Raw genomic sequence first — 12,007 nt, 5'->3', positions numbered from 1 at the left:
AACAGCCACGAGCAGCAGCCACGTCCGACAGCCCAGACCGACCCCTCGCAAGCGCCCGGGTCCACCGGCCAGGCAACTATGCACGAAATGTATACATCGAGTGCATAGCAATCCCCTGCCCTGATCCGCCCGCGCACGAAAGGCCCCCATGCACAGCAAGGCACTGGCGCCCGAGTACCAAGGCGCCCTCACCAAGATGTCGGTGAACTCCTCCCTCACAGACGTACTGGCAGAAGGAGTACGCCACTTGAGGGAGGCCGAACTGTCCGGTTCACAGGAGGAAGTGGCCCGGTGCGGGCTCGCCGTCGCCGAGGCGCACCGCCGGCTCGGCAACGTCGAGGAAGCCGATCGGGCCTGGAAGTCCAGCTACCGGTCCGCCCGCTCGGCCGGCGACCTCGGGGCGATGGCCTGGGCACTCTGGAGCGGCGGGACCCTGGCCCGGCAGCGGGGTGAACTCAGGCTTGCCTTCCGGCTGTTGGGGCTGGCCGCCGACATGGGAAAGCGCGGCGGGGACATAGTCGCCCGCGGCTACTCCCTCGCCGGCCTCGCGGAGACCGGCCGGATCCAGGGGGACTACCGCACCGTTGCCGCGTTGCACGAGCAGTTGCTCGCCGAGGCACGGGCGCGCGGCGAGGCACGTCACACCGTCTGGGCGCTGGAGGGCATCGCGCAGATCCACCGCAACACCGGCTCGCTCGACACCGCCCTGGCCATGTTCGAGGAGGCGGCCGAGCTCGCCGGCAACGCGGACGACCGGCGCGGCCGGGCGTGGGCCCTGCGCGGCATGGCCGACATCATCTCCTTGCGGGACGATCCGGAACGTGCCCTTGCCCTGCTCGCGGAGGCCGAACTCACCTGCCGTGCGATGGATTTGTCCAGCGCGCTCGCCTACAACCACAAGATGCGCGCCAACGTCCTCTTCCGCGCCGAGCGGTACGAGGAGGCGCGCGCGATGTACGAGGAAGCGCTCGGGGAGTTCCGCGCCATGACCGAACCCCGGGGCGAGGCGCTGGCCCGGCTCGGACTCGTCAAATCGCTGGCCCGGCTCGGCCGCGACCGCGACGACACCGCGGCGGATCTGCACGAGCTGCGCCGCACCCTCAGCCGGATCGGCCTGCTCAACGCCCGGGACATGGTGGACAAGGCATACGCCGAGCTCGGCGTGGCACCGGTCGACGGCGGCGCGGACGAGGAGAGCGGACGACGATGACACCACCGCCCGCAACCCGGCAGGCCGCGCCGCCGGAGGTGCTCGCCCGCTGCCGCGAGCAGGTGCGCCCGGCGCTCGCACAGGCCGTGCGTCGCCTGCATCCGTGGCACGCGGAAATGGCCGTGTTCTCCCTCGGGTGGGCCACGGCGGACGGCAGCCCCGCCCCGGGCTCACAGGGCAAGGGGGTCCGGCAGGCCCTCGCGCTGCTCAGCGCCGAGGCCGCCGGCGCACGGGCCGAGGACGCGGTCGTCGGGGCGGTCGCCGTGGAACTGATCCATGTCTTCTCGCTCCTGCACGACGACATCATGGACGGCGACGAGACCCGCCGACAGCGCGCCACCGTGTGGAAGGCGTACGGAACCGGCCCGGCGATCCTCGCGGGCGACGCTCTCTTCGCGCTGGCGGTGCAGACCCTGGCCGACGCACCCGGAAGACACAGTGCGGCAGCGGTCCGGCACCTCGCCGGGACGCTGACCGAGCTGGTGCGCGGCCAGGCCGACGACCTGCTCTTCGAGTCCCGGCCCTGGCAGGGACCCGAGGCGGTGCAGCCGCACGAGTACCGGTGGATGGCCGAGAACAAGACGGGTGCGCTGCTCGGCTGCGCGGCCGGTCTGGGCGCCGTGCTGGCGGGTGCCCCGGACGCGACCGTCGACGCACTCGCCCGGGCGGGCCGGCATCTCGGGGTGGCGTTCCAGGCGGTGGACGATCTCCTGGGGACATGGGGAGATCCCGAGGTCACGGGCAAGCCCGTGCACAGCGATCTGCGCCGGCTGAAGAAGACGTACCCCGTCCTTTCGGCCCTGGCGACGGACCACCCCGCCGCCCGCCGGCTCGCCCTGCTGCTGGGCACCGGAAACCAGCTCGACGACGCCGACGCCCGGCGGGCGGCCGAGCTCGTCGAGGAGGCCGGCGGACGCACCGCCACCCTGGCCGAAGCCCATCAGCAGCTGGACATCGCCCGGCGCGGTCTGGAGCCCGTTCCGCTCGCTCCGGCAGCGCTGGGCGAGATCCTCGCGCTCTTCCCGTACCTGATCGACCGCACGGGGTGACACGGGCCCGGTCACCGGTCCCTGGCGCAGGATTCGTTTCTCCCGGACGGTCGTTCACTCGGCGTCATGGAAGACGAGGCCCAAGGTGCGGCGTCGGCCGGAGCGGACGGTGCTGACTCCGTGCCGCATGGGCGCGGTCGACCAGCCGCGCCTGGAGGCGACCGGCCGGTCACCGGTGGTGAAGACCAGTCCGTGGCCCTGGAGCAGTGTGGTGGCCGATCCGCGGGACTGTGCGCGGGCACTGGGCGGGGGTGAGCAGCCGCCGGGTCGGTGCGCTGCCGTGTGCGGCGATCTCGTCGGTGAGCGCGGCCCAGTCGGTGGCGTCGACCCGGTCGCGCACGGTTCCGGCCGGGTGTGTTGTGTCGATCACGGGTCTGGTCCTGATTCCGGTTTCCTGGTTTCTCGGTGGCTCCTGTGGTCAATGCGGGCCCGCCCCGGGCATCGGATCCGGCGCTATTCGGACATCGCGCTGCGCGACACGCTGTGTCCCGTACCCGGCGGGCCTCTCGCGCCCGGCCCCGCCGCGCGTGGGACGGTGGAAGGACACCGTGTGCTGCGGGAGGTGTCGCATGCCTGCACAGCCGCTCGACGACACGACGCTTCGGGAACTGGTCGCCGATGCCACCGCCGCCCCGTCGATGCACAACGCCCAGCCCTGGCGGTTCCGGTACCGGCAGGCCACCCGGACGCTCACGCTCCGGGCGGAGTTCGACCGGGAGATGCCGGAGGCCGACCCGTCCACACGCGCCCTGCATGTGGGGTGCGGCGCGGCGTTGCTGAATCTCCGGGTCTCGGCGTCGCACCGGGGCCTCGACGCGGTGACCACACTGCTTCCGGTTCCCGCCGATCCGGCCGTCGCGGCGACCGTCCGCCTGGCCGAGTGCTCCGGCGTACCCGGAGAGCCGGCGGATGCGGCCCTCGCCGCCCTGCATCCCGCGATCCGGAACCGTCACACCAGCCGCGCTCCGTTCGGCGACCGGGTCATCCCCGACGACGTCCGCGCACGCCTCGTCGACGCGGCCCGCGTCGAGGGGGCCGACTTCGCCTTCCTGCCGCCGGAACACCTGGAAGCTGTGCTCGCGCTGATCCGGGACGCCGAGGGGTACGGCCTGAGCGACCCTGCGAGGGAGGCGGAGCAGCGCTACTGGACCCGGGACACAGAGGTGGAGGCACCGGTCGACGGCATCCCGGACTACGCCTTCGGCCCCACCGACGCATCGGGCAGAGCGGTCAACCGGGACTTCGCGGGCAGGGATGTCGTTCCGGTGCGGGCGCGCGCCCTGTTCGAGAGCAGGCCGCAGCTCGCCCTGCTCCGTACCGTGCGCGACCGCCCGGCCGACTGGTTGCGTGCCGGTCAGGCCCTGGAGCGCGTACTGCTCACCGCCGTGGTGCACGGGCTCGTCGCTTCGTTCGCCACGCAGCCCCTGGAATGGCCGGAACTCCGGCACCTGCTGCGCGACCCGGCTCTCGGCACGGGGCACCTGCAGATGATCGTGCGCCTGGGGTACGGGCCCGAGGGGCCGCGTACGCCGCGCCGCCCCGTGACCGAGGTGCTGGAGACCGAGCCCTGACGGCCGGAGCGCGGTGCCGCCGGGAGCGGCGGAACGGAATGGAGGAGCCGTCGACGGAGCGGCCACGGCACCCGGACGGCTACTAATTCGTATTACTACCTTGACTTCCTCCATCGGCGGGTTCGAAGCCGAGCGCCACCCACCGTGAGCACGGATGAGTGAGGACGCCATGAGTGAGATCACCCGCAGAGGGTTCGGCCGCATGGCCGGGCCGGCTGTGCCGGCCGCAGGGTTCACCACCGGGACGCAGGGTGTGGGCAGGGCCGCAGCCGCAGACACTTCCGGTGCCACTGCCCCTGCCACCGCCGCCGCCACTGCCACTGCCACTGCCGCCGAGGAACCGTTCGAGTTGCGCCACCCCGCGACCTCAGCGTCGTCGTCGATCTGCATCCGGCGGGCGATCGGGTGCTGTGCAGCCACCACCCGACACCGATCACCGCCGGCCCCACCACGGCGGTGGACGTCGAGCTTGCGGGCGGCCGAGTGAGGGACGTCTGCTCCGGGGACGCGTTCGCCACGCACTTCCATCACAGCGCCCACGATCCGGAGTGGATCGGCTACGCGCTCGGCGGCAGCATCCACTCATGGGCCTGCATCCGGTCCACGCACCGCACGGCAAAATGATCTGGGACCAGGCCGCTGCGGGCGTGCCGGTCGGCACCCACGGCGTGTGGAAGTCCCGCGCCGATACCGGGAGTCTCGTCGTGGGCATCGGCGGCAGCTCGGCGGGGCTGTGGATGGTCCACCCCGTCATGACCTACGACGAACCGGAGTTCGGCCAGGTACCCGTGCGGGCGGGGACCAACACACTCCGCCTGGCCCACGTCGGCCAGCACCCCGACAGCACCAGGTCCCCCGGGACGTGCGCCATCGACCGCATCGGCCTGCGGCGCACCGGTTGGGAGCCGTCCGGCCGGTCACGCATGTGGGAAGTCCGGCATGATGCCGGGATGAGCGTCATCGTCGAGTTCTTCGCTGCTCCGGATGACGCGTCAGCGGCTCTGGCTCTTCGGACCGGGCCGCAACGCGCATTCGAGTCGCTCTCCTTCGGCAACTTCGGTCCCGAAGAGGTTCTGGTCGGGTAGGAGTGCCTGCTTGCCGGCGGCAGCTTCGAGGAACTCGTCGAAGCCGCAGGGCCGTCCGCCGCGTGATCCTCTGCGCAGGCGGGCGACCCGGCTGTCAGTCTTCTCCGGAATGGTGTGCCGGATGCCCCGGCGACGCAGGTACTCGCGGACGATGCCGTTGCTGTATGCCCCCCTCGGCCGCCAGGCTGTCGGGATTCCTGCGCGGGCTGCCCGGACCGATCCGCGGAACGCAGATCTTCTCCAGCACAGCAATGAACTGGGTGCAGTCCGCCCGCTGACCTGGCATGACGATCAGGGACAGCGGGCGGCAGCGGCCGTCCGCGATCAGGCGGAGCTTGCTGGTGAAGCCGCAGCCCAAGGGCTGTCCGGCAGGCGCGCCCAACGTTGAGGCGCGAAGATGTAATCGTCCCGGTTCGCTGGTCGTCGGGAGGAGTGGACATGGAGATCAGGCCTGAGGCAGCCGTCCTCCCAAAGGGGACGGACCATCTCGAACAGGGGAAGTACGGGCCCGTCTTTCCCATGACTCCGGCATGTTACGGGTTCACCATCGTCGCGCGGGTCAAGCCCGGTCACGCCGATGCCATGCGCGAGTACGGCTACTCGCTGGCCAAGGCGCTCGAACAGGATCCGTACCTTCTCGCGCCATTGAAGCTGCACTACCTGCGGTGGGTTCTCTTCGACGATGACACGCGCTTCATGTACCAGGGAATCTTCGACACCGACTTCGACAAGTACACCGAGGACGCCATCGCACTGTTCTCGAAGGCGGGCGTGAGCACCGCGTTCGAGCATCTGGAAGGATTCCCCGAGGACTGGCGGACCAATCCGGAGGCGTTCGTCAGATTCGTCCGTGAGCACCACTGTCCGAGCTTCATCGAGTACGGAGAGTACCCGTACGTGACGGCGGACGAGATCAAGAAGGCCCTGCGGATCAAGAGCGCTCTGTCGGAGATACTCGACCAGATGCAGTGAGGCTGGGAGCTGGGCGATGAGTGAGGCCAGAACAGCGCGGACCTACAACCAGCGGCACATTCCCCGGAAGTACACTCCTGCCGGACGGCGTGTGAGCATTTACGTCTCGTGGAGCTATCCAGCCGAGGCGGGCCGGAACGCGGCCGAACTGGACAACCGGTTCTCCACCATGACCGAGGTCCGGCGGGTGGCGTGGCCGGCCTATGAGGACCCGAAGTGGTCGGACCCTTACCAGTTCCAGCAGGGCATCGCGGGATCGCTGGAGCTGTTCTTCCGGGCCTGGGTGCCGTTCCAGGAATTCGTCGCGGAGGTCACCGGGCATCCCGTCCCGGTCTACCAGCGCATCGACCAGGCCGGCTTCCACACCCCCCTCGATGGGCGGGTACTCGACGACACAGACGTCCTGTTCGTCTTCGGACTCGACCACATGATCACCGGACAGGAAGCCGAGCCCGGCGAGATCGAGGCCCTGCGGTCCTTCCTCTCGCGGGAGGACGCCCGCCTCGTCCTGGGACCCCATCACGACGTCGGCGCGTCGGACGACCTGTCCGTGCGCGAGGTGGAGTACCGCCACCACGGCGATCCCCTGGTGCCTCGCCAACAACGGTTCGCCACCTACGTCAGGGGTGTGATGAACGGCCTGGACGTGCCCGTCATCAACCAATACGGGCTGCGCCCCGCCACCGATCGGGACAACCGGATCGTCCCCCTGTCGACCATCAGGGATCTGGACGAGAAGGGATGGCTGAACGGGGTGACGAATTTCAACTTCCACATGCACCTGCCGCACTACGCGGTGACGACCCACGAGCCGCAGGCCATCCATGTGCTGGCCCGGCAGCCGATCGACACGTCCCGGCCCCATCCGTTCACCAAGGACGGGAACACCGAGTTCAACATGCTCTTGTGGATGCCCCCTGGCGATGACCGCGCAGCAGACGTGCTGCTGGCCGATTCGACAATCTTCAGCACACTCTTCGGCGCCGACGACAGCCTGCGGAACTTCTGGCGCAACCTCGTCTCGTAGCGATGCCGCAGGGAGGCCGATATGAGCGCACCCACGGACGTCACGCTGGAACTCGACGACATCCAGCGCGGGGTCCTCAGCCCGCGCCCCACCCCGTACGCGGCGACGTACCTGGTCTTCCGTATCGACGACCGTTCCCAGGGCCGGGAGTTGATGCGGCGGGCAAGCGCGGTGGCGACCTCCGCCGCCGACACCTCCAGCCCTCTCGGGAACACCTGGGTCAGTGTTGCAGTCACGTACTGGGGCCTGGAGGCGCTGGGGACGCCACGTTCATCGCTGGCCACGTTCGCCTGGGAGCTCCGGCAGGGCATGGCCGCCCGTGCGCGGGCGCTGCGCGACGAGGGACCGAGCAGCCCGCAGCACTGGGAAGCGCCCCTCGGCTCGCACGACGTTCACGTGGTGATCACGGCCGTCGCACCCGACCCTCTGAGCCTGGAGGCGGCCATCGACCGCGCACGGCCCGCCTACGAACGCCTGTCCGGCGTGACAGCGGTCTGGCGACAGGACTGCTACGCCCTGCCCACCGAGAAGGAGCACTTCGGCTATCTCGACAGCGTCAGCCATCCGGCTGTCGAAGGCAGCGGTATCCCAGGGTCCAATAAGTTGGAAGCGCCTCTGAAGAGCGGGGAGTTCGTCCTCGGCTACCCCGATGAGATCGGCGGTGTCCAGACACCTCAGCCGCCCGTGCTGGGGCGCAACGGCAGCTACGCGGTCTTCCGCAAACTCCACCAGAACGTCGCCGCGTTCAGGCGCTATCTGAAGGACAACTCCACCGGCGACCACGACGAGGAACTGATCGCCGCGAAGATCATGGGCCGCTGGCGCAGCGGGGCCCCACTGGCACTCGCTCCGGAGCGCGACGACCAAGCCCTCGGCGCCGACCCCCACCGCCGCAACACCTTTCTGTACGAACAGGACGACCCGATGGGATTCACCACTCCCGGTGGCTGCCACATCCGCCGCGCCAACCCACGCGACGCCTCAGTGGCCGGAGAGGTGCGTCTGCACCGCATGATCCGGCGCGGCGCCGTGTACGGCCCGCCGCTGCCGGAAGGAGCGCTGGAGGACGACGGAGCGGACCGCGGTCTGATGTTCGCGTTCATCGGCGCCCACCTGGGCCGCCAGTTCGAGTTCGTCCAGTCGGAGTGGATGAACGACGGCGTCTTTTTCGGGGCCGGCAGCACGAAGGACCCCGTCGTCGGCGCCGAGGACGGGCAGACCCGCTACACCATTCCTCGAAGGCCGGTGAGGCGCTGCCTGGCCCCGCTGCCCCGGTTCGTCGTCACCCGTGGAGGCGAGTACTGCTTCGTGCCGAGCCTGAGCGCCCTGCGCTGGCTCGGGGACCTCCACGACTGACAGGGCCGGCAAGCGCCATGAACACCCTGCATCTCGTCCTCAACGCCGTCACTGTCATTTTCATCGCGGCCACCATGTTCGCCGCCGGCCTACGAGCCACCGTCCCGGCACTGCGCGGCGTCTTCGCCAACGTCCCCCTGCTGCTGCTGGCGCTGACCGCCAACATGATGGTCATCCCGCTGCTCGGCTGGGGCATCGGCTCCCTGCTCGGTCTCCCCTCAGCCTCCTTCACCGCCCTCATTCTGATCGCCTCGTCCCCGGGCGGCCCCTTCGGGGCGAAGCTGGCGACCGTACAGCAAGGCGACCTCGTCACAGGCGCGGCAATGCAGGTACTGCTCGCCTCCATTGGCAGCCTCACCTTCGCCCCCACCGCAAGCGCCGTCCTCACCGCCGCCGACATCGGCACCAAGGTTTCCCTCGACGTCGGCGCACTCGTGCGGACAGTGGCGCTCCTGCAACTCGTCCCGTTCGTCATCGGCCTGCTCCTGCGCCGCTACGCCGAACCCACCGCACAGTCCTGGCATCCCACGGCAGCAGCCCTTTCCAACATCACGTTCCTCATCGTGCTTGCAGGCATGCTGCTGGGCAGCTGGCACGATGTCGTCGACCTCTTCGGCTCACTCGCCCTACTCGCGGGCTTCCTGCTCGCCGCCTTCGCCTTCGCCCTGGGAACACTGCTGGCCACCGGCCCGATGACTCGCCGCACCACCATGGGAGGCGTCACCTCCGTGCGCAACGCCGGCCCCGCGCTGGCCGCCATCGGCCTCGCCTTCGCCGACCAGCCCGCCGTCCTCGGCGCGCTCGCCGCCATACTCCTCAGCGGCCTGACGGCATCCCTCCTGATCTCCACACTGCTCAGCAGGCACAGGGGTGCTCCGAAGACGCCGCAGGAACACACCGACCAGGCGACTACTCAGTGATTCGCTCACCGAAGATCAACCGCCCAGCCCGGCGAACGGCCTCCTTCAGCACCACAAACCTGGTCCGGGGCATCCGGCACACCATCCCGGAGAAGACTGACAGCCGGGTCGCCCGCCTGCGCAGAGGATCACGCGGCGGACGGCCCTGCGGCTTCGACGAGTTCCTCGAAGCTGCCGCCGGCAAGCAGGCACTCCCACCCGACCACAGCCTCTTCAGGATCGAAGTTGCCGGACTACCCACATGCGCGATCGGCCGGACAGCTCCCAACCGTGCCGTCCGGCTCGCGACGCCCGGCCCCTCAGCCGCTCGCGGGGGCGCGGGCGGCGATCGCGTCCAGCATCAGGTCCAGGGCGAAATGGAAGTTGGCGTCGTCGTCCACCGAGGCCAAGTAGGGGGCCGCCGCCGCGATATGGGGGTGGGTGGCGGCGGGGACCGCCGCGTACTCGCCGGACCAGGCGGACTCGTCGCCGCGGCGGGTGTGCGCGTCGAGCGTGGAGTAGGTGGCGTCCATGCACGACCAGGCCAGCAGGAAGTCCACCAGCGCCCGGTAGTGGCGCACCGCCTGCTCGGGCGGGAATCCCGCGTCGGACAGCGCGGTGAGGGTCATCTCGATCACCCGCATCTCGGCCGGGCGCCGTGTGATGCGTACCGTGGCGAGCACGGCGGCGCGCGGGTGCGAGAGATAGACCTTGTGCATGCGGATGAACAGCCTGCGCAGCGTCTGCCGCCAGTCGTCGGAGGGCTCGAACCCTTCGATGCCCTCCTCCAGCAGATGGTCCGCCACCGCCAGCAGCAGATCGTCCTTGTTGCGGAAGTGCCGGTAGAGCGCCGTGGGGTCGGCGCCCAGCTGGGCGCCGATCCGGCGGAACGTCAGGGCGTCGGCTCCTTCGGTGTCCATCAGTTCGAGGCACGCCTCGACGATCAGCCGGGGACTGAGCGACGGCCGAGGGCGGCCGGAGTCGGCACGCTTCCCTCTGGCCGCCGCGGCCGGCTTCCCCGTACGTGACTCCACTGCGCACTCCCCTCGCTCCGGTCGGCCCCATTGTGCCGTCAGCCGCGCCCTCGCACGTCATACCCTCACCCATTCGGAGTCAACCTCGTTGTCATCACCGTTGACTTTGATGTCGCCTCCCTGCCACGCTGCCGCCACCCGCACCACGCCACGGCACAGCGCGCCACGGCACAGCACATCGCACCGCCCCGTTCAGAGGTCAAGGAGTAGCCCATGCCCGGTCACCCGCCCCCTTCCTCCCCGGCCTCGGGCACCCCGTCGCAAGCCCCCACCGAGCTGCCCAGGGTTCTCGGAGTGCTGGACGGGGTCGTGCTCTCCCTGTCCAACATCAGCCCGACCTTCAGCATCGGCGTCGGCCTGGGCATCATCGGCGCCTCGGTGGGCGTGGGGATCCCGGCGGCATTCCTGCTGGGGCTGCTGCCGATCCTTGGCATCGCCCTGGCCTACACCAAGCTGAACCAGCGCGAGGCCAACTGCGGCACGGCGTACGTATGGGTGGGCAAGGCGGTCGGGCCGATGCCCGGGTACATGATCGGCTGGGTCACCGTCGTCACCCAGGTGCTGTTCCTGTCCTACGCCATCCCGCTGATGGGGCAGTACACACTGCTCGCGGCCGACTCGATGGGACTGGACCAGGTGGCGGGGGTGAGCCTGGCCGATGCCCCCGCGTTGGCATCGATAGCGGTCGGCCTGGTCCTCACCGTCGGACTCACCGCGTTGGCGATCCTCGGTGTCGATGTCGCCGCGCGCTTCCAACTGGTGCTGATCAGCCTGGAGTTCGTGGTGCTCCTCGCCGTCTGCGGGTGGGCCGTCGTCGCCGGTCGCGCGGCCGACTTCGACCTCAGCTGGTTCTCGCCGACGGTCTTCTCCTCGCCCTCGGTGATGGCGATGGGCATCCTGCTCGCGGTGTTCATGTACTGGGGCTGGGAGACCGCGTTCTCGGTGACGGAGGAGAACGCCGACGCACGCACCTCGGCGCGGGCCGGCATGTGGTCGCTCGCGGCGGTGGCGGGGCTCTTCCTGCTCGCGGCCGTGGCCTTCCAGCGCGCCCTGACCCCCGAGGAACTCGTCGCCAACGGGGAGCGCGGTCTGCCCCACATCGGCGAGATGGCGGCCGGGGGCTTCGGCCGGGCGGTGACCACCGTCGTCCTGCTGTGCTCCATCATCGCCTGCGTGCAGTCCGTACTGATCGGCTCCGCACGCCAGACACTCGCGATGAGCCGGGACGGGGTGCTCGGTGCGGGTTGGGCCGCGGTGCACACCCGCCGCCGCACCCCGCATCTGTCGACCCTGCGGATCGCCGCGCTGTCGGCGGTGCTGGCCCTGCTGTCGGCCGGTCTGGGCAGCCTGCAGGACATCATCGTCGGATCCGTCACCTCCGTCGGCATCCTGATCTCCCTCTACTACGCCTTCGCCGCCCTGGCCTGCGCGATCACCTTCGCCCCGGACGCCCGGCGGGACCCGCGCATGCTGGTGGTCACGGTGCTGGTGCCGATCGTGTGCGGGCTCGCGCTGCTCGGGCTGGGCTGCTACATGGTCTACAGCCTGTGGACGTCCTCCGAGCACTTCGCGTTCGCCGCCGACAACGGCCGCTTCCTGACCCTGGTGCCGGTGGTCATCCTCGTCACCGGAGTCCCGGCCGCGCTGTGGGCCAAGTACGGGCGGCGCGCACCGTACTTCCACCGCGACCGTCCGTCCGCACCCCGCCCTTCGAAGGCGCCCGTGCCCGCCGAGCGCGACACCGCTCCGACCGCGTGACAGGCCGGCCCTTTGACTAGCCGCCGCCCCCCTGAACCGTCCCACT

General features: G+C 70.0%; 11 protein-coding genes and 1 pseudogene. 9 read left to right on the top strand and 3 right to left on the bottom strand.

What is annotated here, in order from left to right; translation table 11 throughout:
* Positions 1-148 precede the first annotated feature (148 nt).
* Both ACFYY7_RS12090 and ACFYY7_RS12085 read left to right on the top strand, forming a co-directional pair.
* Positions 149-1,210, top strand: a complete 1,062-nt coding sequence (locus ACFYY7_RS12090; protein WP_388660312.1) for a tetratricopeptide repeat protein — start codon at positions 149-151, stop codon at positions 1,208-1,210.
* A complete protein-coding gene (locus tag ACFYY7_RS12085; protein WP_388660309.1) occupies positions 1,207-2,259 on the top strand; it encodes a polyprenyl synthetase family protein in 1,053 nt (350 codons plus the stop codon). The genes ACFYY7_RS12090 and ACFYY7_RS12085 overlap by 4 nt, the downstream gene beginning before the upstream one ends.
* 54 nt (positions 2,260-2,313) lie before the next feature.
* On the opposite strand, the pseudogene ACFYY7_RS12080 reads toward ACFYY7_RS12085, so the two are convergent.
* Both ACFYY7_RS12080 and ACFYY7_RS12075 read right to left on the bottom strand, forming a co-directional pair.
* Positions 2,314-2,496, bottom strand: a pseudogene (locus ACFYY7_RS12080) (2OG-Fe(II) oxygenase); the annotation flags it as partial.
* Positions 2,429-2,629 (bottom strand): hypothetical protein, encoded by a 201-nt coding sequence (locus ACFYY7_RS12075; RefSeq protein WP_388660306.1) that lies wholly within the window; start codon positions 2,627-2,629, stop codon positions 2,429-2,431. The pseudogene ACFYY7_RS12080 and the gene ACFYY7_RS12075, both read right to left, overlap by 68 nt.
* Before the next feature lie 199 nt (positions 2,630-2,828).
* Between ACFYY7_RS12075 and ACFYY7_RS12070 the strand changes: the two genes are divergently transcribed.
* From ACFYY7_RS12070 to ACFYY7_RS12045, 6 genes are all read left to right on the top strand, one after another.
* On the top strand, positions 2,829-3,830 hold the full coding sequence (locus ACFYY7_RS12070) for an Acg family FMN-binding oxidoreductase (protein ID WP_388660303.1): 1,002 nt from the start codon (positions 2,829-2,831) through the stop codon (positions 3,828-3,830).
* A gap of 584 nt (positions 3,831-4,414) precedes the next feature.
* Complete coding sequence (locus ACFYY7_RS12065; RefSeq protein ID WP_388660300.1) at positions 4,415-4,915, top strand: hypothetical protein; 501 nt, start codon at positions 4,415-4,417, stop codon at positions 4,913-4,915.
* A gap of 438 nt (positions 4,916-5,353) precedes the next feature.
* Positions 5,354-5,887: a hypothetical protein gene (locus ACFYY7_RS12060; RefSeq protein ID WP_388660297.1), complete on the top strand. Its 534-nt coding sequence runs from the start codon at positions 5,354-5,356 to the stop codon at positions 5,885-5,887.
* A gap of 91 nt (positions 5,888-5,978) precedes the next feature.
* Positions 5,979-6,914, top strand: coding sequence for a hypothetical protein (locus tag ACFYY7_RS12055; protein WP_388660294.1), 936 nt, complete (start codon positions 5,979-5,981; stop codon positions 6,912-6,914).
* Positions 6,915-6,935: 21 nt separating this feature from the next.
* Entirely contained in the window at positions 6,936-8,270 is a 1,335-nt protein-coding gene (locus ACFYY7_RS12050) for a Dyp-type peroxidase (RefSeq protein WP_388660291.1), read from the top strand.
* A 17-nt stretch (positions 8,271-8,287) separates the two neighbouring features.
* Entirely contained in the window at positions 8,288-9,190 is a 903-nt protein-coding gene (locus ACFYY7_RS12045; protein ID WP_388660289.1) for a bile acid:sodium symporter family protein, read from the top strand.
* 299 nt (positions 9,191-9,489) lie between these two features.
* Here ACFYY7_RS12045 and ACFYY7_RS12040 read toward each other — a convergent pair whose 3' ends face one another.
* Positions 9,490-10,203, bottom strand: coding sequence for a TetR/AcrR family transcriptional regulator (locus tag ACFYY7_RS12040; RefSeq protein WP_388660286.1), 714 nt, complete (start codon positions 10,201-10,203; stop codon positions 9,490-9,492).
* A gap of 213 nt (positions 10,204-10,416) precedes the next feature.
* On the opposite strand from ACFYY7_RS12040, the gene ACFYY7_RS12035 reads away from it, so the two are divergent.
* Positions 10,417-11,961 (top strand): APC family permease, encoded by a 1,545-nt coding sequence (locus ACFYY7_RS12035; protein ID WP_388660283.1) that lies wholly within the window; start codon positions 10,417-10,419, stop codon positions 11,959-11,961.
* Positions 11,962-12,007: the final 46 nt, after the last annotated feature.

This window comes from Streptomyces sp. NPDC001933 (assembly GCF_042890955.1).
Lineage (GTDB): Bacteria > Actinomycetota > Actinomycetes > Streptomycetales > Streptomycetaceae > Streptomyces.
This window is presented reverse-complemented; position numbering and strand designations above follow the sequence as displayed.